The organism is Alphaproteobacteria bacterium, assembly GCA_033344895.1.
GTDB lineage: Bacteria > Pseudomonadota > Alphaproteobacteria > UBA8366 > Aestuariispiraceae > Pacificispira.
The window spans coordinates 3,940,769-3,966,096 of sequence record JAWPMN010000001.1; the positions used below are offsets into that span (position 1 = coordinate 3,940,769).

General features: G+C 60.6%; 24 protein-coding genes. 7 read left to right on the plus strand and 17 right to left on the minus strand.

The window, feature by feature from the left end; translation table 11 throughout:
* The 3 genes from R8L07_18765 to ccsA form a co-directional block, all read right to left on the minus strand.
* Positions 1 to 1,143 carry an ATP-binding protein gene (locus tag R8L07_18765; protein ID MDW3207582.1) on the minus strand — a complete coding sequence of 381 codons (1,143 nt, stop codon included), beginning with the start codon at positions 1,141 to 1,143 and terminating at the stop codon, positions 1 to 3.
* Complete coding sequence (gene dusB / locus R8L07_18770; GenBank protein ID MDW3207583.1) at positions 1,143 to 2,168, minus strand: tRNA dihydrouridine synthase DusB; 1,026 nt, start codon at positions 2,166 to 2,168, stop codon at positions 1,143 to 1,145. Before dusB ends, R8L07_18765 begins: the two co-directional genes overlap by 1 nt.
* A gap of 98 nt (positions 2,169 to 2,266) precedes the next feature.
* Positions 2,267 to 2,968 carry a cytochrome c biogenesis protein CcsA gene (gene ccsA / locus R8L07_18775; GenBank protein ID MDW3207584.1) on the minus strand — a complete coding sequence of 234 codons (702 nt, stop codon included), beginning with the start codon at positions 2,966 to 2,968 and terminating at the stop codon, positions 2,267 to 2,269.
* A 161-nt stretch (positions 2,969 to 3,129) separates the two neighbouring features.
* Here ccsA and R8L07_18780 point away from each other — a divergent pair, with 161 nt between their 5' ends.
* The 3 genes from R8L07_18780 to R8L07_18790 are packed head-to-tail and all read left to right on the plus strand — an operon-like array spanning position 3,130 to position 5,287.
* The gene (locus R8L07_18780) at positions 3,130 to 4,329 is read left to right on the plus strand and encodes a bifunctional 2-C-methyl-D-erythritol 4-phosphate cytidylyltransferase/2-C-methyl-D-erythritol 2,4-cyclodiphosphate synthase (protein ID MDW3207585.1); all 1,200 of its coding nucleotides are present in this window, start codon (positions 3,130 to 3,132) and stop codon (positions 4,327 to 4,329) included.
* The gene (locus R8L07_18785) at positions 4,326 to 4,793 is read left to right on the plus strand and encodes a phosphatidylglycerophosphatase A (protein MDW3207586.1); all 468 of its coding nucleotides are present in this window, start codon (positions 4,326 to 4,328) and stop codon (positions 4,791 to 4,793) included. Before R8L07_18780 ends, R8L07_18785 begins: the two co-directional genes overlap by 4 nt.
* The gene (locus tag R8L07_18790) at positions 4,793 to 5,287 is read left to right on the plus strand and encodes a CinA family protein (GenBank protein ID MDW3207587.1); all 495 of its coding nucleotides are present in this window, start codon (positions 4,793 to 4,795) and stop codon (positions 5,285 to 5,287) included. Before R8L07_18785 ends, R8L07_18790 begins: the two co-directional genes overlap by 1 nt.
* Here R8L07_18790 and R8L07_18795 read toward each other — a convergent pair.
* The 9 genes from R8L07_18795 to R8L07_18835 all read right to left on the minus strand — a co-directional run bounded on the left by R8L07_18795 (position 5,259) and on the right by R8L07_18835 (position 14,166).
* Positions 5,259 to 5,999, minus strand: a complete 741-nt coding sequence (locus R8L07_18795) for a helix-turn-helix transcriptional regulator (GenBank protein MDW3207588.1) — start codon at positions 5,997 to 5,999, stop codon at positions 5,259 to 5,261. The two genes, R8L07_18790 and R8L07_18795, sit on opposite strands and share 29 nt — an antisense overlap.
* Before the next feature lie 200 nt (positions 6,000 to 6,199).
* Positions 6,200 to 6,652, minus strand: coding sequence for a type II toxin-antitoxin system RatA family toxin (locus tag R8L07_18800; GenBank protein ID MDW3207589.1), 453 nt, complete (start codon positions 6,650 to 6,652; stop codon positions 6,200 to 6,202).
* A 72-nt stretch (positions 6,653 to 6,724) separates the two neighbouring features.
* Positions 6,725 to 7,690, minus strand: a complete 966-nt coding sequence (gene lipA / locus R8L07_18805; protein ID MDW3207590.1) for a lipoyl synthase — start codon at positions 7,688 to 7,690, stop codon at positions 6,725 to 6,727.
* Between the two features lie 96 nt (positions 7,691 to 7,786).
* A complete protein-coding gene (locus R8L07_18810; protein ID MDW3207591.1) occupies positions 7,787 to 8,041 on the minus strand; it encodes a hypothetical protein in 255 nt (84 codons plus the stop codon).
* Between the two features lie 152 nt (positions 8,042 to 8,193).
* A complete protein-coding gene (gene lpdA / locus R8L07_18815) occupies positions 8,194 to 9,606 on the minus strand; it encodes a dihydrolipoyl dehydrogenase (GenBank protein MDW3207592.1) in 1,413 nt (470 codons plus the stop codon).
* Between the two features lie 23 nt (positions 9,607 to 9,629).
* On the minus strand, positions 9,630 to 10,994 hold the full coding sequence (locus tag R8L07_18820) for a pyruvate dehydrogenase complex dihydrolipoamide acetyltransferase (GenBank protein ID MDW3207593.1): 1,365 nt from the start codon (positions 10,992 to 10,994) through the stop codon (positions 9,630 to 9,632).
* 23 nt (positions 10,995 to 11,017) lie between these two features.
* Positions 11,018 to 12,400 (minus strand): pyruvate dehydrogenase complex E1 component subunit beta, encoded by a 1,383-nt coding sequence (locus R8L07_18825; GenBank protein MDW3207594.1) that lies wholly within the window; start codon positions 12,398 to 12,400, stop codon positions 11,018 to 11,020.
* 29 nt (positions 12,401 to 12,429) lie between these two features.
* Positions 12,430 to 13,470, minus strand: coding sequence for a pyruvate dehydrogenase (acetyl-transferring) E1 component subunit alpha (gene pdhA / locus R8L07_18830; GenBank protein ID MDW3207595.1), 1,041 nt, complete (start codon positions 13,468 to 13,470; stop codon positions 12,430 to 12,432).
* 375 nt (positions 13,471 to 13,845) lie between these two features.
* Positions 13,846 to 14,166, minus strand: a complete 321-nt coding sequence (locus tag R8L07_18835) for a septum formation initiator family protein (GenBank protein ID MDW3207596.1) — start codon at positions 14,164 to 14,166, stop codon at positions 13,846 to 13,848.
* Between the two features lie 355 nt (positions 14,167 to 14,521).
* On the opposite strand from R8L07_18835, the gene R8L07_18840 reads away from it, so the two are divergent.
* A complete protein-coding gene (locus tag R8L07_18840; protein ID MDW3207597.1) occupies positions 14,522 to 16,699 on the plus strand; it encodes an ATP-binding protein in 2,178 nt (725 codons plus the stop codon).
* Positions 16,700 to 16,756: 57 nt separating this feature from the next.
* Here R8L07_18840 and eno read toward each other — a convergent pair whose 3' ends face one another.
* Positions 16,757 to 18,031, minus strand: coding sequence for a phosphopyruvate hydratase (eno, locus tag R8L07_18845; GenBank protein ID MDW3207598.1), 1,275 nt, complete (start codon positions 18,029 to 18,031; stop codon positions 16,757 to 16,759).
* 243 nt (positions 18,032 to 18,274) lie between these two features.
* Here eno and R8L07_18850 point away from each other — a divergent pair, with 243 nt between their 5' ends.
* The 3 genes from R8L07_18850 to R8L07_18860 all read left to right on the plus strand — a co-directional run bounded on the left by R8L07_18850 (position 18,275) and on the right by R8L07_18860 (position 21,357).
* Positions 18,275 to 19,300, plus strand: a complete 1,026-nt coding sequence (locus R8L07_18850; protein ID MDW3207599.1) for a hypothetical protein — start codon at positions 18,275 to 18,277, stop codon at positions 19,298 to 19,300.
* A gap of 127 nt (positions 19,301 to 19,427) precedes the next feature.
* Positions 19,428 to 20,318, plus strand: a complete 891-nt coding sequence (locus R8L07_18855; GenBank protein MDW3207600.1) for a hypothetical protein — start codon at positions 19,428 to 19,430, stop codon at positions 20,316 to 20,318.
* A 46-nt stretch (positions 20,319 to 20,364) separates the two neighbouring features.
* On the plus strand, positions 20,365 to 21,357 hold the full coding sequence (locus tag R8L07_18860; GenBank protein ID MDW3207601.1) for a hypothetical protein: 993 nt from the start codon (positions 20,365 to 20,367) through the stop codon (positions 21,355 to 21,357).
* 6 nt (positions 21,358 to 21,363) lie between these two features.
* On the opposite strand, the gene kdsA is transcribed toward R8L07_18860, so the two are convergent.
* The 4 genes from kdsA to tpiA form a co-directional block, all read right to left on the minus strand.
* Positions 21,364 to 22,200 carry a 3-deoxy-8-phosphooctulonate synthase gene (gene kdsA, locus R8L07_18865; GenBank protein MDW3207602.1) on the minus strand — a complete coding sequence of 279 codons (837 nt, stop codon included), beginning with the start codon at positions 22,198 to 22,200 and terminating at the stop codon, positions 21,364 to 21,366.
* A gap of 106 nt (positions 22,201 to 22,306) precedes the next feature.
* Positions 22,307 to 23,947 (minus strand): CTP synthase, encoded by a 1,641-nt coding sequence (locus R8L07_18870; protein MDW3207603.1) that lies wholly within the window; start codon positions 23,945 to 23,947, stop codon positions 22,307 to 22,309.
* A gap of 123 nt (positions 23,948 to 24,070) precedes the next feature.
* Positions 24,071 to 24,400, minus strand: a complete 330-nt coding sequence (secG, locus tag R8L07_18875) for a preprotein translocase subunit SecG (GenBank protein MDW3207604.1) — start codon at positions 24,398 to 24,400, stop codon at positions 24,071 to 24,073.
* A 133-nt stretch (positions 24,401 to 24,533) separates the two neighbouring features.
* Positions 24,534 to 25,286, minus strand: a complete 753-nt coding sequence (gene tpiA, locus R8L07_18880; protein ID MDW3207605.1) for a triose-phosphate isomerase — start codon at positions 25,284 to 25,286, stop codon at positions 24,534 to 24,536.
* Positions 25,287 to 25,328: the final 42 nt, after the last annotated feature.

The window sequence follows — 25,328 nt, forward strand, 5'->3', positions numbered from 1 at the left end:
TCAGTCGCCTTTCCCATCCGGTACCGGCGCATTTTCGCGCAGAACCGGCATCATGACATTGAACTGAGTGCGGCGCGGGCGGCTTTCGAAATCGATGACGCCGCCATGTTCCGAAACCAGTTTTGCGACCAGAGCGAGGCCCAGCCCGGACCCGCCGGATTTGGTTGTTATGAACGGTTCGAACAGATGCGGGCGCAGATCGTCGGGAATGCCAGGACCATTGTCGCGGATGGAAATGACCAGCGGCAAATGCATGCGGGCCTCGATACCCGGTACTGCCAGGCGAATGCCATGGCGATAGGCGGTGGTAACCGTGATCTCGCCTTCCAGGCCTTCGCCTTCCGAGGCGGCTTCCGCTGCGTTCTTAACCAGATTGAGGAAGATCTGAACCAACTGGTCCCGGTCGCCGAGTACGGGCGGCAGGGAGGGGTCATAGGATGCAACCAGGCGCATCCCTCTGGCGAACCCGTTGCGCGCAATGTCGAGGACGCGGTCCAGGACCTCATGAATGTTGACGGGCGCCCGCTCCAGATTGGGCCGATCCGAGAAGATCTCCATACGGTCCAGCAGTTTGACGATGCGATCGGTCTCTTCGGTGATCAGCTTGGTCAGTTGCCGGTCTTCGGCGGGGACCATGGTCTCCAGAAGCTGCGCCGCCCCCCGAATGCCGGATAGTGGGTTCTTGACTTCATGGGCCAGCATCGCCGCCAGGGCGGTCACCGACCGAACGGCGCCTCGTTGTGTCAGGGCGTGGTCGATCTTGCCGGCGATCGAGTGTTCTTTGATGGTGATGACCACACTGTCCTGGCGATCCGTCAGCGGCGCCGCGTCGACTGTGACCGTGTGATTGCCGATGCGCGGTGTCGACAGGCGGACACCGTGAACGGTCATTGAACTCCCAACCCGGCGGGCCCTGTCGACCGCCGCCAGGATCGGGCTGTCATGGGGGATCAGGTCCTGCAGATTGACGCCGCTGAGAACGGCCTCCGACCCCTGAAGAAAGCTCTGACCGGCGGCGTTCAGGTAGCTGACATTGCCCGTGGCATCGACCACGATGACCGGCTCGGGCAGCGAATCCATGATGCTGTCGATGCTGGGACGCTCCGGGCCGCCACCGAAGGTGTTCTTGATCGCCTTCAACATCAGGCGGCCTCCGCCAGATCCGCGGCAGCGGCAAAGGCCCGTTTCAACGTATCAACCACCGCTTCCGGGCATTCCGCCGCCATCGCTTCGGCCCGTAGCGCGGCGGCACCGGGAACGTCGGCAATGGACCAGGCGATATGCTTGCGTGCCATTCGCAGGCCGCGGTCCGCACCGTGGTAGCGCAGGATTTCATCGAGGTGCCATAGCAGGATTTCGCAGCGGCGCGCGGTCGGCGGATCGCCGCGACGTTCGCCGGTCCGGAAATAGGTTGCGGCATGCCCCAGAAACCAGGGTCGACCCTGTGCCGCGCGGCCGATCATGACGCCATCCGCGCCGGATTCCGACAGGCAGCGGTCAACTGCGTCGAAATCGGTCATGTCGCCATTTGCGATGACCGGGATTGTCACGGCCTGCTTGACCGAGCGGATGAAGCCCCAATCGGCGCGTCCGGTATATTTCTGCTCGCGCGTCCTGCCATGAACCGTGACCAGTTGAATGCCGGCGTTTTCCGCGCGCCGAGCGAATTCCGGGGCGTTGCGGCTGTCGTCGTCCCAACCGGTACGCATCTTGACCGTCACCGGGACATCGACCGCGGCGACAACGGCGTCGACGATGCGCAATGCCTGGTCCAGATCCCGCATCAGCGCCGACCCGCACAGTTTGCGGGTCACCTTCTTGGCCGGGCAGCCAAAGTTCAGATCGACAATATCGGCGCCAAGGTCCGCGCAGAGCTTTGCCGCCTCCGCCATGGTCGCAGGGTCGTGACCGGCCAGTTGGACGATATGCGGCGTGTCGTCATCCAGGGCTTCCGCCCGTTTCAGCGTGCCGCGGGTTTCGCGGATGGCTTCGCTGCTGGCGATCATCTCGGATACGACAACCGGGGCGCCGAGCGCCCGCGCAACGGTCCGGAAAGGAAGATCCGTCACCCCCGACATCGGTGCGAGATAGACCGGGGTATCGATGGCGACCGGGCCCACGCTCAACGGCGCGCCCTTCGGATATGTGCCGATTTTTTGCGCAGGCATTTGGTCAGCTCAAACTTTAGGCAATTTTCCCGATAGCGCTTGTACCCCTGCTTGCGCGGAAGCACCAGAGGTAAATCTGACGCAGGATTGCGAGCTCGCTAGCCGACCAGAATGTCCGAGACGAATTTGACGCCCGGATAGGCCATCGTGACGAGCAGATAGGAAATCATGACGACGCGGGCCGCGCGGCGTCCGCGCAAACCGCTGAAGCGCTGAAGCGCCAGCAGCAGGCCGATCACCAGAAACGCCGCCAGGGTCAGAAGTGTCTTATGGTCCGCTTCGAGAAGCGGCTGGGCGCGCTGAATGTGTATGGCGACCCCGGAGGCAAGGCCAAGGGCCAGCACGACCTCGGATACCACCATCAACCTGTCCTGCAGCCGTTCGCTTTCCGCCACGGGGGGCAGCAGCGCGGCAAGACCGTTCTGGGTTTTTGCCTTGAGCGACCTTTCCTTCAGGAAAACGGCAAGGGCCGCCACCGCCGCGACGGTAATAAGGGCATAGGTCGAGACAGCGACGACGATATGGACGGCAAGCCAAGCGCCCGGCGCATCTGTCATGGGCTGGCCGTCGTGACTCGTCAGGATCGCAATCAGGATCGACAGGCCCAGATACGGCAGGACCAGTGCCGCCATCCGACGGGCAGTCCGGGAAAGGACTGCGAGGCATCCGAAAAGTATCAACGTCGCGGACGCGGAAACCCAGACCGTGAAGGCAAAATCGGTGCGCCATCCGGACTGAACGGCGGCAAGACACAGAAGCGCCGGGCCAACCGCCGCCAGGACCAGTGCTGGTAAAAGCAAGGCGCCTCGGCCGCCCGGACGGACAGCCAACCACATTGCCGGCAACAGGCAGGCCAAAGCGGCTATTTGAAAGATCGGCGACTCCGCTAGCATGCCGCGCTATATATCACCGGGTGAGCCGCCCTGAAATGCCTTCCTCCGAGCCTGTCCCGAGAGATTGAATGTCCGCCGAAGCCGAACAATCGATTCAGCCGTTTCACCTTGTCCTTGTCGCCGCCGGACAGGGGGTGCGGGCGGGCGGAGGCCTTCCGAAGCAATATCGCCCGGTCGGCGGCATACCGCTGATCCGGAGGAGCATCGAGGTTTATCTCCGTCATGTGGCCTGCCGATCGGTCATCGTTGTGATCGGCGAAGGGCAGGAAGATCTGTGCCGCGATGCGCTCGGATCCGTCACGGAGAAAGTCGTGTTCGCACCCGGCGGTGCGACACGGCAACAATCAGTCCTGTCCGGCTTGAACGCAGTGGCGCGCCTTGCGGACCAGCAGGACATCGTCCTGATTCACGACGCCGCGCGCCCCTTCGTCACCACCGCGTTGATCGACCGGGTCCTGGATGGCGTTACCGATCATGGTGCCGCCCTGCCCGGCCTGCCGGTTGTCGATACCTTGAAACAGGCGCCGGATGGGGGCCGAATTCGTCATACTGTCCCCCGGGAGGGCCTTTTCCGAGCCCAGACCCCCCAAGGGTTTCGACTGAGCGAAATTCTGGATGCACACCGGGCCGCCGTTTCGGAAGTCACGGATGATGCGGCTCTGTTCGAAACGCTGGGAAAACCGGTCTGGATCGTTCCGGGCGACCCTGCGAATGTGAAACTGACGACCGAGGACGATTTTGCCGCCGCGGAAGAAGGGTTGGTCAATTTGATGGAACCGCGCACCGGGATGGGATTCGATGTGCACCGTTTTGCGGAAGGCGACGGCGTCTGGCTGTGTGGAATCCTGGTGCCGCATGACAAGAGACTGGAAGGTCATAGCGATGCGGATGTGGGTCTTCACGCCATTACAGACGCGCTTCTGGGGTCGATCTCCGATGGCGATATCGGCAGCCACTTCCCGCCAAGCGACCCGACGTGGCGCGGTGCGGATTCCGCCAGATTTCTACGACATGCGGGTGACCGTGTTTCGGCCCTGGGCGGCCGGATACTGAATATCGACGCCACGCTGATCTGCGAGAGGCCCAAGGTCGGGCCGCATCGCGATGCCATGCGCGCCCGGATCGCCGACATTCTGAACATTACCAAGGATCGCGTTTCGATCAAGGCGACAACGACGGAACGGCTGGGCTTCACTGGCCGGGGCGAAGGAATTGCCTGTCAGGCGATCGCGACGGTGGCGGTGCCGCCGGATGGAGGGTTTCAGTGAATCGGTTGGCACATCTGATCGCCACGTGGTTCGGCAGCGGCCTGTTGCGCCCGATGCCGGGAACCTGGGGGACTTTGGCCGCCCTGCCCTTTGCCTGGGTTCTTGCAACGCTTGCCGGGCCTCTTTGGCTATTTGCGGCCGCTGCCCTGCTATTCCCGGTCGGTGTCTGGGCATCCAATCGATACGACGCGATGAAGAACGCCCATGATTCCTCCGAAATCGTCGTGGACGAGGTCGTCGGGGTCTGGATGGTTCTCGCCCTGGTGCCCCCGGACTGGATGCATTATCTGGCCGGTTTTCTGGCCTTTCGGGTCTTCGATATCGCCAAGCCCTGGCCTGTCGGCTGGGTCGACCGGCGGCTGGCCGGTGGATTGGGTGTGATGGCAGACGACGTTCTGGCGGCCCTCTACGCCATGGCGGCAGTTTATGGTCTTGGCTGGCTGATTGCCTGGAGCAGTGCGTGATGGTCGATTCGGAACTCTATGAAATCGCAACAAAAACCCTGCAGGTCTTTCGCCATATGGGGGCCACGATCGCCACTGCGGAATCCTGTACCGGCGGGCTGATCGCCGGTACGCTGACGGAGGTGCCGGGGTCTTCGGATGTCGTCGATCGGGGGTTCGTCACCTATACGAATGCGGCAAAGACCGAAATGCTGGATGTGGATGCGGCACTTATCGAGGCCCATGGGGCTGTATCCGAACCGGTTGCCCGCGCCATGGCTCAAGGTGCCCTGCTGAAATCCGGGGCCAAGGTCTCGGTCGCGGTCACAGGCGTTGCAGGGCCCGGCCAGTCCGAACGCAAACCGGCCGGACTGGTGTATGTGGCGGCGGCTGCCGGTACTGACATCGAGGTTGAGGAGCACAGTTTTTCGGGGGATCGGGCTGCTGTGCGACGGGCAACCATCGTGGCCGCCCTCGATCTGGCGATCAGGCTGGCGTCCCGAGCGCCGGTGTAGCGATACTGCGTCCGGTAAGACGCACCAGATCCGCCAGGGGGTGCCCAGCCCTATCCCCGAAACGCTCACACTTCGATTCCCAGTCGTCGAATATGTCGATCAGCGACTGCGGGTGATCCAATGGCCGCCATTCCGCGTCACGCAGCCGTTCCACGGCCTCGGATAGCGGCGCCAGGGTGGTATCTTCCACGATCCTGTCGATGAATGTGAGATTGGGGGCATGCAGAGCGAAAGCAGCCAGCAGGATGCCTGCCGTTTCAGCCGTGCGGGGCCCGCTTGCCATCGTGAAACTGACCTGATCGAACAGCACGGTTCGTACCCGACCGATCAACATGAGACAGAGCTTCACGGCTTCCGCGCCGTCGCGAATGGCGTGGTCGCGTCGGGGGTAGAAGAGAATGCCCTCCACCTTCAGCAGGCTGTCGCGTGACAGGCATTCCAGAATCCGCTGACTGGCATGAAAGGTTTCATAGGCACTCGGCCGGGCCAGCCGATGAAGCCGGACCGTTTCGGTGGCGCCGTCGGATTCAACCTCGACACCGGCGCCAAAAAGGGCGCGCTCGATTGCTTCCAGAGTGCTTGCCCTCGGATCGCCGACACCGCGTTCGATATTGTTGAGGGTGGCGAGGGAGACACCGGCCGCTTTCGCCAATTCGCTCTGTTTGACATTGAGCAGCGATCTTCCTGCCCGGATCTGCGCGGCCGATATCAATCGCCGACCTCCCCAAAATTCGGTCTGACACCTAATTGATTAGGGAAGAGATATATGAGTCCCGGAAAGGCCTCAAGATTTCGTGGATGAGGTCAATTTTGGAACCGCTCCCGATTCGCTGATTCGAGGTCATTGCGAATCGACAACGAGGCATGACTGCGGGTGTAGTTCTGGAAGAATCGCGGGAACTGCGGATGCAGTCAGGGATTTCCACCCTTGCCGTAGAGTTCTTCGGCCCGTGTTTCGAATGCCGAGACCATCCGTTTGACCGCTTCCGTGAAGACAAGCCCGATCATTGTCTGAAGCAATCGGGACCGGAATTCGAAATCGACATGGAAATCGACCCGGCACGAATGCGAATCGGGTTCGTCCTTGAATTCCCAATAGTTATCCAGATACTTGAATGGACCGTCTTCATAGGCGGTGCGAATGATTCCATTGGGTCGGTCCAGTGTGACCCGGCTGGTAAACTTCTCCGTTATCCCCTTGAATCCAATCACCAGATCCGCGACCAGCAAGGTTTCGTTCTTGGTTCGGATTCGGGCTGCGCGGCACCAGGGCAGAAATTCGGGGTACCGCCCGACATCGGCGACAAGTTGAAACATGTCGTCGGCGCGATAGGGCAGCAACCGCTGTTCGGTATGACTGGGCATTCGGTCGTGGCGTCCGTTAATGTGGCCTGGGCGTCAGATCGATTGCGGAACTATCCTATTCGGACGGATGGGTCACGCTTTCCCTTGCGCGGCGAGTTTGGCCTCGCGGGCCTCCCGCAGTTTTCGGAAGTCGTCCCCGGCGTGATAGCTAGACCGCGTCAGCGGCGTGGAGGAGACCATCAGGAAGCCACGGGCACGAGCCATGGAGGCGTAGGATTCGAATTCCTGCGGTGTAACGAAACGGTCGATGGCCGCGTGTTTCGGTGTCGGCTGCAGGTATTGCCCGATCGTCAGGAAATCGACATCTGCAGCGCGGTAATCGTCCATCAGCTGCTGAATCTCGATCTTGGTTTCTCCCAGACCGACCATCAGTCCCGATTTTGTGAAGATCGACGGATCGAGCTGCTTGACCATGGCGAGCAGCTGCAGCGACGTGAAATATCGCGCGCCCGGGCGGATCGTCGGGTACAGGCGTGGCACGGTTTCCAGGTTATGATTGAAGACGTCGGGCCTCGCCGCGACCACGGTTTCCAGCGCGCCCGCCTTGCCCTTGAAATCGGGCGTCAGGATTTCGATCGTCGTGGCCGGCGTGCGCTCCCGGATCGCGTTGATGACATTTGCGAAATGCGCGGCTCCGCCATCGTCCAGGTCGTCACGGTCAACGGATGTGATGACCACATGTTCCAACCCCAGTTTCTCGACTGCGTCCGCGATTCGATAGGGCTCGAAAGGGTCCAACGCATTCGGTCGGCCGGTGGAGACATTGCAGAACGCGCAGGCGCGTGTGCAGATCTCCCCCATGATCATGAATGTGGCGTGTTTCTTCGCCCAGCACTCCCCGATATTCGGGCAGGCGGCTTCCTGGCAGACCGTGACCAACTGGTGGTCTTCGACAATCTTGCGGGTCGCCTTGTATTCCTTGCTGACAGGCGCCTTTACACGAATCCAGTCCGGCTTCCGTTGAATCGGATTGTCCGGTCGATTGCGCTTTTCGGGGTGTCGATGTGCGCGGGTCTTAACGTCGGTCGGTTCGGTCATTGGCCTTCCACCAGCTCTGCGGGCTCGATAAAGCTGAGGAGTGGAACCGGCGGGGTCAAGGGGTGTTTCCCAAATGACCTCGGTTCAGTCGAATTGTCAGGGGTTCCGGACGACGATCCCGTGATAGCCGCTCTTGTTTTCGATAGCGGAATTCGCAACGGCCTGAATAACCTCGTTCAGGGCCTTTGCGTCGTGATCGGGTGCGGCGGGGTCCAATGACAGATCGGTCACTACCACCAGCATGTGACGCCAGCGACCACCGTCATACACGATTTCCCGACGAACCTCCGCAATATGCGGATGCTCGATGGCATTCATGGCGGCCGCCCCTTTTCCCTCATCAATGTCCATGACCGTATCCATGAGACTACACGTGCCACAGAACCGATCAAGGGAGAAGACAAAACGTCTAAAATTTTATATTTATTTTATTAAAGTCTCCTTCGAATATGAGGCGTATGTTGTGCAAATGCGCCAAGCGGTTGAACACAAGGCGTGTTCGCTCACAGGTGAATGACCTTGCCATACGCGTCCAGCACTGACTCATGCATCATTTCGCTGAGGGTCGGATGCGGGAAGACGGTGTGCATCAGCTCTTCCTCGGTCGTTTCCAGGGTCTTCGCGATGGAATAGCCCTGGATCAGTTCGGTCACCTCCGCACCGATCATATGGGCGCCCAGCAATTCGCCTGTCTTGCCGTCGAACACCGTCTTGATCAGGCCTTCTGGCTCTCCCAGGGCGATGGCCTTGCCGTTCCCGATGAAGCTGAACCGCCCGACCTTGACGTCGTAGCCCTTCTCCTTGGCCTTTTCCTCGGTCAACCCGACGGACGCGACCTGGGGATGGCAATAGGTACAGCCGGGAATCCGTGAGGTATCCAGCGGGTGCACGCCCTTCAGGCCCGCGATCTTCTCGACACAGATCACGCCTTCATGTTCGGCCTTGTGCGCCAGCCACGGCGGCCCGGTCAGATCACCGATTGCATAGACTCCAGGCTCGTCGGTTTCCGACCACTCGTTGGTCAGAACATGCGTCTTGTCGACACGAATCTTGGTGCCCTCCAGACCGATGTCTTCGACATTCCCCACGATTCCGACAGCCGATATGACGCGATCGACTGTGATCTCCTGCGTCTTGCCGCCGGCGTCCACGGTGCAGGTGACGGTATCGCCGGCCTTCTTCAGGCCCTTGACCGACGCCCCGGTCAGGATCTTCATGCCCTGCTTCTCGAAGCTCTTCTTTGCCAGTTTGGAGATTTCGGGGTCTTCGACCGGCAGTACCCGATCCATCACCTCGACGACCGTTGTCTCAGCCCCGAGGGTATTGAAGAAGCTGGCGAATTCGATGCCGATCGCACCGGACCCGATGACCAGGAGCCGCTTGGGCATGGTGTTGGGAACCAGGGCGTCCTTATAGGTCCAGACCAATTTGTGGTCTGCTTCCAGGCCGGGCAGTTCCCGAGCCCGCGCGCCGGTTGCCAGAACAATGTGCTTGCCGGTCAATTCCGCGACGGATTTTCCGTCCTTTTCGACCGACACCTTGCGTGCCCCCTTCGATCCACCGGCGAGTTTGCCCCAGCCGTCAAAGACCGTGACCTTGTTCTTCTTGAGAAGGTGGCCGACGCCGGAATTCAGCTGCTTGGAAACCGCACGGCTGCGCTTTACCACGGCGTCGAGATCGAACCCCGCCCCTTCGCATTTCAGGCCATAATCCTTGGCGTTCTGCATATAGTGGTAAATCTCGGCGGATCGCAGCAGCGCCTTGGTCGGAATACATCCCCAGTTCAGACAGATCCCGCCAAGATGGTTCGCCTCCACAACGGCGGTCTTCATGCCGAGTTGCGCGGCGCGGATCGCCGTGACGTAGCCGCCGGGACCGGCGCCGACCACGACGACGTCGAAGGAATTGTCAGCCATGGCTATTCTCCTAATCCGTCCGCTTACAGCATCAGGGCGATCGGGTCTTCGATCAGCGCCTTGAGTTCTTTCACCAGGGCCGCGCCCGTTGCGCCGTCGATGCAACGGTGATCGACCGCGAGGCTCAACGTCACCACGGTGGCGAGGCCAAGCGCGCCGTCCTTTACGACCGGCCGCTGTTCACCCGCCCCAACCGACAGAATGCCGCCCTGAGGCGGATTGATAATCGAGGTGAAGCTCTTCACCCCGAACATGCCCAGGTTGGAGATCGTGAAGGTGCCGCCCTGATATTCCTCGGGCGCCAGCTTGCCGTCTCGGGCCTTGCCTGCAAGTTCCTTGGCTTCCTTCGAGATGGTCGCCAGTCCCTTCGCCGCGCAGTTCTTGATGATCGGCGTGATCAGGCCACCGTCGATCGCGACCGCGATTGCCATATCGACCTGCTTGAATTTCAGGATCGCGCTGTCCGTATAGGCGACGTTGCAATCCGGAACCCGCGTCAACGCAAGCGCCGTGGCCTTTACGATGAAATCGTTGACCGAAATCTTGTAGTCGGCCCCGTCCCGCTCGTTCAACTGCTTGCGCATGGCGAGCAGCTTGTCGATTTCGACATCGACCTGAAGCGTGAAATGCGGGATGTCGCGGGCCGACTCGGTCAGACGCTTCGCAATTGTCTTGCGCATCCCGGTATGTGGAACGCTCTCCGCTTCCGGCAGCATCTTGAAGATGGGATCGTCGGCGGACAGAACAGCCGGCGCCGCCGCGGCCGGCTTGGCCTGCGGCGCCGCGTCCGCCTTTGCGGCAGCCGCAGGCGCACTCGCCTTGCCGGTGCCTTCGGAAAGGGCCTTTTCGATGTCGCGCTTCACAATGCGACCGTGAGGGCCGGATCCCGACAACTGTGCCAGGTCGAGGCCTTCATTGGCGGCCATCCGGCGGGCCAGCGGACTGGCGAAGATGCGATCGCCCTTTTGGGGCGACGCCTGCGTTCCTGCGGCAGACGGCGCCGCCGCGGGCGTGCCTTTCGGCTCTTCCTTATCGGCCTGCGGCTTCGGACCGTCTGCCTTCTTCTCTTCCTTTGCGACCGGCGCGGCCTCGGATTTGCTGCCGGATTCATCCCCGACAGCGGCGATGGCATCTTCGGCGCTTTCGCCCTCTTCCGCCAGAATCGCGATCGGCGTATTGACCGCGACGCCTTCGGTGCCGCCGGACACCAGGATCTTGGCGATGACACCTTCATCGACGGCCTCGAATTCCATCGTTGCCTTGTCGGTTTCGATTTCGGCCATCACGTCGCCCGAAGCGACTTCATCGCCTTCCTTCATCAGCCATTTCGCCAGCGTGCCCTCGGTCATCGTGGGCGACAGGGCCGGCATCAGGATCTTTACAGCCATGGGATCGGACCTCCCTTCCCGGCTCAGCGATACGAGACGGCGCGGGCCGCCTCGACAATTTGATCGACTTGCGGCAGCGCCAGCGCCTCGAGATTGGCGGCGTACGGCATCGGAACATCCGCGCCGGCGACCCGGGCAACCGGGGCATCCAGATAGTCGAACGCCTGCTCCATCAGCATCATGCCAAGTTCGGAGCCGATCCCGGCGAAGGGCCATCCCTCCTCGACCGACACAAGCCGGTTCGTCTTCTTCACCGACTCGATGATGGTTGCCGTATCGAGCGGACGAATGGTGCGCAGATCGATGACCTCCGCATCAATCCCGGCCTCGGCCAGGGAATCAGCCGCTTCCAGGGCCTTGCCGACCATGATCGAAAAGGCGCAGATCGTGACGTCGCTGCCCGGACGGACAATTTTCGCCTTGCCGATCGGCACGGTCCAATCGTCGGTGTCGGGCACATCGAACGTCTTGCCGTACATGATCTCGTTTTCCAGAAAGATCACCGGGTTCGGGTCTCGGATCGCCGATTTCAACAGCCCCTTGGCATCGGCGGCGCTGTACGGCGACACGACTTTCAGGCCCGGGCAGTGCGCATACCAACTGGCATAGCATTGCGAATGCTGGGCGGCGACACGCGCGGCCGCGCCGTTCGGGCCCCGGAAGACGATGGGCGCGCCCATCTGGCCGCCGGACATGTAAAGCGTCTTGGCGGCCGAGTTGATGATCTGGTCAATTGCCTGCATGGCGAAGTTGAAGGTCATGAACTCAACGATCGGCTTCAGCCCCATAAAGGCGGCACCAACGCCAAGTCCGGCAAAACCGTGTTCGGTGATCGGCGTGTCGATGACCCGCTTGTCCCCGAATTCGTCCAGCAGACCCTGCGACACCTTGTAGGCACCCTGATACTGGGCAACTTCCTCACCCATCAGGAAGACGTTTCCGTCGCGGCGCATTTCCTCGGCCATGGCGTCGCGCAGCGCTTCGCGCACGGTCTGCGATTTCGTTGCGCCCGTCCATTCCGGCTCCGGCGCGGGTGCATCAGCCGATTTTGGTGTGGCAGGGACGGATGCGGACTGGCTTTCCGCCTTCTTCTCTTCCCTGGGTTCCTCGGATCGGGTGGCCGGCGCGGGAGACGATGCCTGCTCTGCGGCGCTTGCATCCTCACCTTCCTCGAGCAGGACCGCGATCGGTGTATTGACCGCAACTCCTTCCGAACCCTCTTCGACCAGAATCTTTCCGATGACGCCTTCGTCGACGGCTTCGAATTCCATGGTCGCCTTGTCGGTCTCGATTTCGGCGATAACGTCCCCGGAAGACACGCTGTCCCCCTCTTTAACAGTCCATTTGGCCAGGGTGCCCTCGGTCATCGTGGGCGACAGCGCCGGCATCAGAATTTGAATGGCCATGTCTGGTGATCCTTTCTTCTGCGACGCAATCAGGCTTCGATGAGAATGTCGGTCCAGAGCTCGGACGGGTCCGGCTCAGGGCTGGATTGCGAGAAGTCCGCGGCTTCGGACACGACGGCCTTCACCTTCTTGTCGATTTCCTTGAGGTCGTCTTCGCTGGCGTGGCCGCCGTCGATCAGCATGGCCTTCACCCGGTCGATCGGATCGGATGTGGAGCGGATCTTGTTGACTTCCTCTTTCGACCGGTACTTCGCCGGATCGGACATGGAATGACCGCGATAACGGTAGGTCTTCATCTCCAGAATGTACGGACCCTTGCCGGCGCGGCAGTGTGCCATCGCCTTCTCGCCAGCTTCGCGGACGGCCAGGACATCCATTCCGTCCACTTCGTCGCCCGGAATGCCGTATGCCTTGCCGCGATCATGCAGGTTCGCGCCCGACGCCGAGATGCGCTCGACCGACGTCCCCATCCCGTACTTGTTGTTTTCGATGACGTAGATGACCGGCAGCTTCCAGAGCGCCGCCATGTTGAACGCCTCGTAGACCTGCCCCTGGTTCACCGCACCGTCGCCGGTATAGGTCATGCAGACATTGTCGGTTTCGTTATACTTCATGGCAAAGGCGATACCGGTCCCCAGGGGAACCTGCGCACCGACGATGCCGTGGCCGCCATAGAATTGCTTCTCCTTTGAGAACATGTGCATGGAGCCGCCCTTGCCCTTGGAATAGCCGCCTTCGCGACCGGTCAGCTCCGCCATCACACCCTTCGGATCCATGCCGGTTGCAAGCATGTGTCCATGGTCCCGGTAGGAGGTGATGACCGCATCCCCTTCCTTGCTGGCGGCCTGCATGCCCGTCACGACCGCTTCCTGGCCGATGTAAAGATGGCAGAAGCCGCCAATCAGACCCATGCCATACAACTGCCCCGCCTTCTCTTCGAAGCGCCGGATCAGCAGCATGTCCTTGTAGTATTTAAGCAGGTCGTCCTTGCTGGCCGACGCCTTCTTCGCCGGTGCGGACTTGGACGCGGTTTTCTTGGCCGCGCGTTTGGCGGTCGCCTTTTTCGCCATTGGTCGTTCCCCTGTTGCCGCCCGTTATGCGTTCCATCGCCGACAATCGGTATGAAAGCCGCGGGTCGGTCGGTTAACCCCACGCATCCGATAGAGCGGCATATCCGCCAGCATATCGGTTCTGAATTGATGACAGGGAAGTGGTTCGGAAGGTTCCGCATTCCAGCCCCTGCGCTGTTATTAAAAGCGGTAGCCGGTTTTGTTTCCTTAATCAATAGGCACGGCAAATTATTGATTTGTCTCAATAAAATGACACTTAACTGGATTATAGTTGAATTGCTTGAAAGCGATTTGTTTTGCGCAGTGCAGCATCGCACGCGCGAAATTCCCCACCAACAGATGGCGGGTTGCGCATGCCTGCGTTTGGCACGGAAATCAGGATTGCGACGGCAGGAAAATAACGATCTCGTTGTCGCGCAGCTTCTGTAGATCGAGCCGCAGGCGTTCCTCAAGCATGTCGAGATCCAGGCTGCGCTTGTCCAGCAGCGAAACACGATGCTCCAGCGAGAGTCTCTCTCCGCGCAAGCGGTTGAGGACCAGCTGCGCCTTCTCTGCTTCATTGGACAGACGCATGAGCGCCAGCAGTCCCCGGTCGCCCTGAACCGTGTGGTAGGCGAAATACGCAAGGACGCAGGCCCCGAGAGCCGGAAGTCCGATAGCGCGTGACCGCCTTCTAAGTTCAGTGAGCACAGACATAGCCCCTTCTTGAATCACGAAGCTGAGTCCGCGTCAATGGGCAATATTTTCAATAGGTTAACGGCAAAATCTTCCCACCCTGAAGCGGCAGATATTGCCTATTGCCCCAGAGTGAATCCCCATCTGTAGTGGGTGGGGCGAGTTCTGGTAGGATTCCTGTGGGGCAACCGATACGATAAGTATCGGCTATTTTGGGTTGTCGGTAACTGTGTAGTTAATCTGTTGTTTACCGGATGCCTGATTTACTGTTGCGCGGTTTGTCGGCCGGCAAGCGGGAGGGGAGCAGGGTTGAAAATCGAATACGTGCTGGAACGGGTTGCCCCTGGCAGCCCGCCGCGCGTCCGGTAGATCCAGGATGCGTAGTCGTCGGCTAATTCTTTACGTCGCGGTTGTCTGGTTGATTCTGATCGTCAGTTTCGGGACCGTGGCGTATTGGGCCGATCAGACGACCAGGCGCTATCACGAGGAACTTTTCAACGAACAGCAACTTACCCAGGTCTCGCTCGCCAAGCGCGGGCTTGAGAACCATCTTGGGCAGATTGTCGGTTTCCTGCTGGATGTCACATCGGAAATGCGGTGGAACATTGCCAGCGTTGCGGGCACCGGGCTCGACCCGATCATGGAGCGCATCCTGAAGCGGCCCGAAATCCTGGCGGTCGAGCTGTTCGTCGGTGATGACGAGAAGCCATTGGCCCGCTGGACGGACGATGGCATGCCCTCCCCCGGCCTCGTCGAGGCCCTCGACATGTTTTGTATGGCCACGCCTTTTGACCGCAGCCTGCCCGTTCGCTTTCCTGAATTCTATCTGACACCCAACCACCAGATTGCGGGCCTCATCGTCCATGCGAACCGTATGGGCGACCCGTCCGCCCCGCCGGTTTGGCTGGCCGTGGCGATCGACCTGCGTGTTCTTCTGGACCTTTACGTGGCGCCGATGCGTTTCGGCACATATGGCGCGGGCTATGCGCTGGATGGGAACGGACGCGTTGTCTATGACCACGAGGTCGAAATCATCGGCCAAAGCGTCTTCGATGGCATGCATGACAAGTATCCCAACCTGCTGGAGCTTGACCGCCGGATGGTCACCGAGGATTCGGGCAAGAGCGAATATCGCTTCACGGTGCAGCGCGGAGGGGCGGAATCCCGCAAACTCGTGGCCTGGGACACGGCGCTCTTCGGCGAACGTCGAATTGTCGTCGCCCTTTCGTCGCCCGATGTCGAAGTCAACGCCTCTCTCGGCTCCCGGCGCGAAATCCTGCTGGTTGCCATGGCCGCGCTGCTCGCCGGTTTGGTCGGGACAACCATCGTCGTCTTTCGCATGCGCCACAGGATCCTGATGCAGGCAAATGCCGACCTGGCGAAGACGGTGGATCAGCGTACCGATGCGCTGAACCGAGAGCTGCGTGCGCGAACCGAGTCGGAGGAACGCGTCCGCGACTATGCGGAGGTTTCATCGGACTGGTTCTGGGAATCCGATGCCGATCACCGTTTCACCTTCTTCTCCAAACGCAGCACCAATATTCTGAACATGAACATTGAGGAAGTGCTGGGTCTTCGCCGTGAGGACATCGCCGCCGAAGATACCGACACGGAAAAGTGGCGGCGGCACGCCGAAGCCCTGAATAACCAGGAATCCTTCAGAGACTTTCGCTATCTGGTCCTGTGGGGTGACGGCACGAAGCATATGATGAGCACCAGTGGCAAGCCGGTCTATGACGGTGACGGCCGGTTTGTCGGGTACCGGGGATCGGGTACGGATATCACGGACGAAATCCGAGCACAGGAAGTGCGCGACCGGGCCCTGGTCGAAGCGGAGCGCGCGAACAAGACCAAGTCCCATTTTCTGGCGACAATGAGCCACGAACTTCGGACGCCGCTGAACGCGATCATTGGATTTTCGGACGTTCTGGCCAATCAGTATTTCGGTCCACCGGGTGCTGGAAAGTACAAGGAGTATGCGAAGGACATTCACTCAAGCGCCCGGTACCTGCTGGAACTCGTGAATGACCTGCTGGACATGGCAAGGATCGAATCCGGGAAGGCAAATGTCGAGAAGTCCGAGTTCGAGATCGCGCCATTCATTCAGGACTGCCTACAGTCGATCCTGCCCAAGGCCCACGAGAAGTCGCTTCAGATTGAGATCGCGTTAGACGACGACCTGACATATCTCCATGCCGATCCCCGTGCTTTGAAACAGATTCTGCTGAACCTGCTTTCGAACGCCGTCAAATTTACACCGGAAAACGGCCATATCGATATCCAGGTGTCCGATGCCGGGGATCAGGTCGAGATCGACATCTCGGATACCGGCGTGGGCATTGCGCCGGAACGATTGGCGGTGATCAAGGAACCTTTCGAACGGGGTCGCGAAAACCCCTATGAAGCCCAGGAAGGCTGGGGGCTGGGGCTGTCGATCGCCAATGCATTGACGGTAGCTCATGGCGGTCGCCTGGATATCTCCAGTGCGCCGGGTGTCGGGACCAAGGTGTCGGTTCGTCTGCCGAAGAGCGTCGGGAACCCGATCGGAAACTAGAAAAGGGCAGCATCGAGGCTGCCCTTTTCCGTAACGAAAGTCCGTGCGTGCGTCTGCTCAGGCGCGAATGAATGCCGACCCGTCATACAGGGCCGCTAAATCCAGTTCCTCCTCGATACGAAGCAACTGATTGTATTTTGCCAGGCGGTCCGAACGGCTGAGTGAGCCCGTCTTGATCTGGCCGCAATTGGTCGCAACAGCCAGATCGGCAATGGTCGCATCCTCGGTTTCACCCGACCGGTGGGACATGACGGCCGTGTAGCTCGCCTTGTGGGCAGTCTCCACCGCTTCCAGCGTCTCGGTCAGCGTCCCGATCTGATTGACCTTCACCAGGATCGAATTGGCGACCCCCCGATCAATACCGTCGCGCAGGCGAGCCGGGTTGGTAACGAAGAGATCGTCGCCGACCAACTGGCAGCCATCGCCAATTGCATCGGTCAGCGCCGACCAACCGTCCCAATCGTCCTCGGCCATCCCGTCTTCAATCGACGCAATCGGATAAGCGCTTACCAACTGCTTCAGGTAATCGACATGCTGATCCGGCGTCAGGGTCTTGCCCTCGCCCGCCAGATGATAAGCGCCGTCTTTGAAATACTCCGTGGAGGCGCAATCGAGTGCCAGGACGACATCGCTGCCCGGTTTGTACCCGGCGGCCTCGATCGCCTTCATGATGAAGTCCAGAGCCTCATTGGCGGAAGACAGGTTGGGCGCGAACCCACCTTCATCACCGACATTGGTGTTGTGGCCGGCCTGCTTCAGTTGGCCTTTCAGGCTCTGAAACACTTCCGCGCCGCATCGCAGGGCGTCGCTGAACCGGTCCTGACCGACCGGCATGATCATGAATTCCTGAATGTCGATCGGGTTATCCGCATGGGCGCCGCCATTGACGATATTCATGAGCGGCACCGGCAGGCGGCTGGCGAAGGCACCGCCGACATAGCGGTAGAGCGGCAGGGCAGCGGCCGCTGCAGCAGCCTTGGCGACCGCAAGGGATGCGCCGAGAAGCGCGTTGGCACCCAGGCGGCTCTTCGTGTCGGTGCCGTCCAGGTCGATCATCGCGCGGTCGATCAGAACCTGTTCTTCTGCTTCGTTCCCGACCAGCAGGTCGAAAAGCTCGGTGTTGACCGCTTCAACGGCCTGCAGCACGCCCTTCCCACCATAACGGTTGCCGCCGTCGCGCAGTTCATGGGCCTCGTAGGCGCCGGTCGAGGCACCGGAGGGAACGGCGGCGCGGCCGAAAGAACCGTCTTCGAGCGTGACCTCGACCTCGACGGTCGGGTTCCCGCGGCTATCCAGAATTTCACGTCCGTGAATGTCGATGATGGCGGTCATGGGCTCGTGCGCTCCTTCTCTGGCGACTGACGATTCAGTGTCGCGCGGTCTATAGCGCGCAACGGGTGACGAGACAATGGCGGCCCCCAGCTTGCGCGCTACCATTCCAGAACGATTTTGAATTGCATTTCCTGTATGTTTTCGATACCTCCGAACGAAGGTGAAGGCTGCCCCGTCCCTGATCGTGTGGCATGGCCTGTTTGCTGAACTTGTGGCTTGAATTCGGTTGGGGTGGGCAATTTCATGAGGAAGCTTCGGGCACTCGGCGCCACGGCAATAGTGGCGACCGTTTTTCTATCCGGCTGTCAAACCAACAACGGCGGCAGCAGCCCCACAACGGACGATGAACGCCCGCGCTTTTTCTTCAATGCGGCGAAACCGGCCGGGACCCAGATCGTCGACCTGAACGCCTGCTACGACCAGCGCGATGACGCGGAGAGCGCGAATGCGGGCTATGCAGCCGCGGGCTTTCTGCTGGGCGGCATTGTCGGTGCCATCGCCGTGTCCAGCGCCCGCGAGGATTCGATCGAAACCGCCCTGACCTCCTGCCTCGCGAACCGCGGCTACGAGGCCGTCCTTGTGCCGGAGAACCTGGATTGGATCGCCTTCGGTCTGGAGACCGAGGAGGGTCGCGCAGAATCGGTTCAAGCCTTTAGCCAGGCGCTTTCGGACACCGAACGGGACGCTTGGCAGACCGCCGTATCGCAGAGCACGATTGCCGGTTACCGCTCCTTCGTCGATGCCCACCCCAACGGCTTGCTGACACAGGAGGCCATCTTCCGCCACAACCGGCTCGTCAAGTTCGCGCAGGCGCAATACGAAGAGGCTGTCTGGGCCGGAACCGCCACGGGATCAGAGCCGGCCGTGGCGCCGCTGACGCAGGATGGGACGCCGAGCACTGCGCAGGTCGCAGCAGCCCCGGCCGATGCGCCGAATACCTGGCGTGGTCGCACAATCTCGAAACCGAGCGGCGCGTTCTTCAACGATTTCTGCGATGTCAAAAAGTCCAGCAGGCTTGTCCTTCGAATTGAAGGCGAGAAAGTTACCGGTGAACTGATCCGCGCCGCCGATGGGAAGATCGCCAAGTTTTCAGGTGTTTTGTCGGACAATGCCCTAAAGGGCCGCCTAACAGACAACAGCGCCTTTCCCACACCGTTTCAAGTGATCGGACGCCGGGACGGTAATGCCATAAAGGGTAGCATCAGCAGGTCTGCAACAAACGGGTGCAGCGCCAGCTTCACCGTCACGCCAGACGCAGTCAGCAGCTAATGGAGTTCCAGAATTGGCGCGGTATGGTTGTGGGAGACGTTCAGATAGTGGCCCAGGCTGGGCAGGTAGACTGTTTCCGTCGACAATCAATGAAGGGTTGGTCGCCTTAGGTTTTGGGAAGGATCAGATGATGCATTTTACAGTTCTGGCGGTCCGGTCCGCATGCGCATCATTGATGGTATCGCTTCACATTCTGATGTTGAGCAGTGCAGCAGCACAAAACGAGCAGTTCAATATTGCCTATTCAGGGCCGCTGGAGTTGACCCTCTCGCGACCGCAGGACAGTGATCTTCCGGCTGCATGTCCTTTGGAAACGCCGATTAGTATTCGGATGGACGCCGAGCTTGGCACCGCAGATCGTCAAATCATCGACGGCAATTTTCATGCATCGAGTGCAAAGCTGAACGGGGCTGTCGTCAATCTCGACCTTCAGACGGAGCGTTTTGAGTTTTCAGGACCGGTCCCGTTGAACTACGCGGGCACCTTTGCCGACGGGCAATTCGTCTTTTGGGACAGCCAAAGCGCGCTAACCTGCTTTGGAGAGGTCTTACTGATACCCGGCGGCAGGGGAAGCCTGCCGCAACAGGCACAGCAGCCGGGCACAAGTGAGGATTCGCAAGTCGAACCGACAAGCGATGTTCCCGGTTCAGAATTTGCCAACGGCCCGTCCGTATGGACCGGCAGCGCTGTGCCTCAGGATATCGTCAAGAATTACGGCGAGTTTTGCGATGTTCGGAGGCCAAGCAAGCTGACCCTCGAAATCGATGGCCAGACGGTTTCCGGGCAGCTCGTTCGCGCGGCCGACGGAAAGGTTGCGAAACTGCACGGCAAACTTCGGGGCAACGTCGTGACGGGGCAACTCGCGGACACCAATAGCTTCATGTCCAAGTTCATGCTGTCCGCCAGAATGGAAGGCAACGCCATTTCGGGAACCCTGGCCGCGACGGCCTGGAACAGCTGCACGGCGAAATTCACTGTCTCGACGGACGATCCGCGCTATCGCAAGGGCGGCGCCTAGTCGGCACGAAGTTGCTTTGATGAAAACCGCTGAAATTGGGGGCTTCATGATAAAATTCTGGGGGCTGTGCGCGGCGGCTGTGACGGCGGTGATTGTTCTGTCCGGCTGCCAAACCGGTAACGGGAATAACGCGAATTCGCCTTTGGAGGACGATGACCGGCCACGAATCCACTTCAATGCGTCGAAATCGACGGACGAACAGATTGCCGACCTGAATGTTTGCTACTCCGCGCGGAATGAGGCGGAAACCGAGGGTGCGGGATATGCGGCTGGCGGGTTTCTGCTGGGCGGGATCGCCGGCGCGATCGTTGCGTCCAACATTCATGATGACCAGGTCCAATCGGAATTCACCCAATGCCTGTCCGGACGCGGCTATTCGGCCGTAATCGTTCCTGAGAGACTGGACTGGGCCGCATTCGGCATGGAAACCGATGAGGGGCGGGCGGAAGCTATCCAAGCATTCAATCGGACGCTTTCCGACGCAGAACGCCAAGCCTGGATTGAAGTCTCCTCACAGCATTCGGCCTCGAGCTATGGCGGATTTCTACAAACCTACCCTGACAGCGTTCTGGCGCAGGAAGCCGTGTACCGTCTCAACCGCCTGCTTCAGGTTGCCAATTTCCGCCACGAGGAAGCGCTTTGGGAAGGAACCGCCGACGGGAGCTCATTACAGAATGTCGCGTCTTCGGACGGTTCGACTGCGGCGGGCGTTGGGCCAAAGGTCTGGCGCGGGACTGTCTCCGGCGACGGAATCAACGCCTATGGGGAGGTGTTTTGCAAGACGACCGACCTCCTCAGGTTCGAAGTGAAGGTTCACGAGTCGAAGTTCACCGGACGACTTCACAACCCCAACGGTAAAGTTACCAAAGTGAATGGCGTCGTGGATGGTGGAAAAATTCGCGCGCGCTTCATTCCCTATGGGACCACGGTGGATTACGTGATGCGCGGCATCATAGATGGCAATCGGATTTCCGGTGACATGTATCCCCCCGGAACCACGTCCTGCAGTGCAACGTTTACTCTGCAGGCGCAGAGCTGACGCTGATCAGCCCTGGGATTTTGTGACTGCGTCGTAAGCCTGAAGCTTGGCCAGAAGGGCCTCCATCTGATCGATCGGCACCATGTTCGGGCCATCGGACGGGGCGTTATCCGGATCCTGGTGGGTTTCCATGAACAGCGCGGCGACGCCGACCGCCACGGCGGCGCGGGACAGGACCGGAACGAACTCGCGCTGACCGCCCGAGGATGTGCCCTGCCCGCCCGGCTGCTGCACCGAATGGGTGGCATCGAAAACCACCGGCATGCCGGTCTGCTCCGCCATGGTCGGCAGGCCCCGGAAATCGGTCACCAGCGTGTTGTAGCCGAAACTTGCACCGCGTTCTGTGACCATGACGTTCGAATTGCCGCTTTCGACGATCTTTGCGACGACGTTCTTCATGTCCCAGGGCGCCAGGAACTGCCCCTTCTTGACGTTGACGACCTTGCCGGTCTTGGCCGCCGCGACCAGAAGGTCGGTCTGGCGGCACAGGAAAGCCGGGATCTGAAGGACGTCGACGGCCGTCGCCACTTCGGCGCAGTGACCGGGCTCATGAACATCGGTCAGAACCGGCAGACCATACGTTTTCCGGACATCCTCGAACACGGCCAGGGCCTTCTCCATCCCCAGGCCGCGCTGGCCTTTCAGGGAGGTACGGTTGGCTTTGTCGTAGCTGGTCTTGTAGATCAGATTAATGTTCAGACGGTCGCAGATCTCTTTCAGCGCACCGCTCATATCCAACGCGTGATCGCGGCTTTCCATCTGGCACGGACCGGCGATCAGGGTGAAGGGCTGGTCGTTGGCGATCTTGTAGGAACCAAGCGTGACCGTGTGCTGCGCCGTCATGATGGATGCCGTCCGTTCTGTAATTTTTCGAATGCCGCTTGATGCCATAAGGGCGACGAAGACGCAAAGTCTCCGTCGTCCTTATGCAAACGCTGCTGTCGGTGAATCAGACGAGGCGGCTGTTCTTTACCGCGGCCTCGATGAAGCCGGCGAAAAGCGGATGCGGCGCGAAGGGCTTCGACTTGAGTTCCGGATGGAACTGGACGCCGATGAACCATGGATGGTCCTCGCGCTCGACGATTTCTGGCAGCACGCCGTCCGGGGACATTCCGGTGAATTTCAGCCCGGCCTTCTCCAGTTTTTCGCGATAGCCGACATTGACCTCGTAGCGGTGGCGGTGGCGCTCCTGGATATGCCGCTCACCATAGACCCGATGCACGTTCGACCCGTCCTCGATGACGCAGGGATAGGCACCCAGGCGCATCGTGCCGCCGAGATCGTCGTCCGCATTGCGGGTTTCGACCCGGTTGCCGCGTTTCCATTCGGTCAGAAGGCCGACGACCGGTTCCTTCGTCGGACCGAATTCGGTCGACGAGGCATCCTCGATTCCGGCCAGGTTGCGCGCCGCCTCGATGACGGCCATCTGCATGCCGAAACAGATCCCGAAATAGGGAATGTTGCGTTCGCGTGCGAAACGGCATGCCTGAATCTTGCCTTCCGCACCACGCTCCCCGAAACCGCCGGGCACCAGGATGCCATGGACGTTTTCAAGATACTGGACGGGATCGTCGCGTTCGAAGATCTCCGATTCCACCCAGTTGAGCTTTACGCGGACATTGTTGGCGATACCGCCATGCACCAAGGCTTCGGCCAGTGATTTGTAGGCGTCCAGCAGGACCGTGTACTTACCGACCACCGCGATGGTGACCTCGCCTTCCGGCGCCCGGACGGATCGGGTGATGTTGGTCCATCGGGAAAGGTCGATATCCTCTTCCTTGCCATCCTCGATCATGTCGAAATAGCGCAGGACTTCCACATCCAGGCCTTCGCGATGATAGGTCAGCGGCACGGCGTAGATCGTATCGACGTCCAGTGCCGGAATGACGCGGCTTTCCTTGACGTTGCAGAACAGCGCGATCTTGCGCTTCTCGCTCTGCGGGATCTCGCGTTCGGCCCGGCACAGCAGGATGTCCGGCTGGATCCCGACCGACAGCAGTTCCTTCACCGAATGCTGGGTCGGTTTGGTCTTCAGTTCGCCCGCCGCGCCGATGAACGGCAGCAGCGTACAATGGACATAGCAGGCCCGGTTGCGCCCCAGTTCGTTGCCCAACTGACGAATGGCCTCCAGGAACGGCAGGCCTTCGATATCGCCGACGGTACCGCCGATCTCGCAAAGCACGAAATCCTCGTCCGTGACGTCGGACAATACGAACTCGCGAATCGCATCGGTTACATGGGGAATGACCTGTACGGTCCCGCCCAGATAGTCGCCACGGCGTTCCTTGGCGATGACGTCGGAATAGATTCGGCCGGTCGTGACATTGTCCGACTGACGTGCCGGAACGCCGGTGAAGCGCTCGTAATGGCCGAGATCCAGGTCGGTTTCCGCGCCGTCATCGGTCACGAAGCATTCGCCGTGCTGATAGGGGCTCATCGTCCCGGGATCGACGTTGAGATAGGGATCCAGTTTCCGCAGGCGGACCTTGTAGCCTCGTGCCTGAAGAAGCGCGCCCAGCGCCGCCGACGCCAATCCCTTCCCGAGAGAGGAAACCACGCCGCCCGTAATGAAGATGTATCGTGCCGACATGGGAGGTCACTGTATCCTTTGGCTGTTTTCTGACAAGTCTGATCGCGGCCGAATGACCGGCCTGGGTCAAAGAAGAAGGCGGCACCTGCGCCGCCTTCCTTGATTTCTCTATGGTTTACGCCGTTACTCCGTGGTCGGGACAGCCGGTGTGCCGTCGGTCGCCGGTTCGGATTCCGTGGCGGCGGGCTGCGTCGAATCGAAGATCGATTCGGACTCGCGGGTGCCGCCCGCCAGAATCGCGAGGGCCAGGCTGGTGCCGAGGAACAGCACGGCCAGGATCGCCGTCGTACGGGTAAGAGCGTTGGCGGCGCCGCGCGCAGAGAACATTCCCATGCCGCCACCGGCCGAACCGCCGCCCATGCCGAGGGCGCCGCCCTCCGACCGCTGCAGCAGAATCACCGCGACCAACGCAACGGCGATGATCAGGTGGATGATCAGAAGAATGTTTTCCATGGCGCTATCGCCTTCTGTTCAAGGAATCGCGGCGCCGGCCCGGTCAGGCCGTCGCGGCACGGCGGGTATGTAACCCGTTGCAGCCGCGATTTAAAGCCCCAATCGCATCGAACGGGCCCCGGTTGGCCGCAGGTCAGCCCGCAACCGCCGCCGCTATGGCCAGGAAGTCGTCGGCCTTCAGCGCCGCGCCGCCGATCAGACCGCCGTCGATGTCCGGCTGTGCCAGGAGGTCTGCCGCATTGCCCGGCTTCATCGACCCGCCGTACAGAATGCGCAACTTGTCGCATTCCGCGGCACCGAGACGATCCGACAGATGGCTTCGGATCAGGGCATGAACCTCATTCGCCTCCTCCGGAGTCGGCGTGCGCCCGGTGCCGATGGCCCAGACCGGCTCGTATGCGATGACGGTATTGGCGGCGGTTGCGCCCTCCGGAACGGATCCGTCAAGCTGCCCGACAATGAAACTGTTGGTCTTGCCGGCGTCGCGCATGGAATCCGTCTCACCGACGCAGATGACGGCAACAAGGCCGGCCGCATGCGCGGCCTCGGCCTTGGCCCGCACGGTGCCGTCGGTTTCCCCATGGTCTTCCCGGCGTTCCGAATGGCCGACGATGACGTGACTGCAACCAATGTCCCGAAGCATGACCGCGGAGATATCGCCGGTATGGGCGCCCTTCTCTTCCGCGTGACAGTCCTGCGCGCCGAGTTGGACATTGGTTCCGGCAAGCGCGCGCCCGATCGGGTAAAGCAGTTGAGCCGGCGGACAGATCAGCAGTTCGCAGGCGGCACTCGCACCGCCATCGGCGACGGCCTGTGCAAGGGCGCCCCCCCCTTCCAGCGTACCGTTCATTTTCCAGTTTCCGGCGATAAGGGGCGTGCGGCTCATGAGATCGGCCTCCAGTATTGGTCCAGTATTGGTATTGAGTGT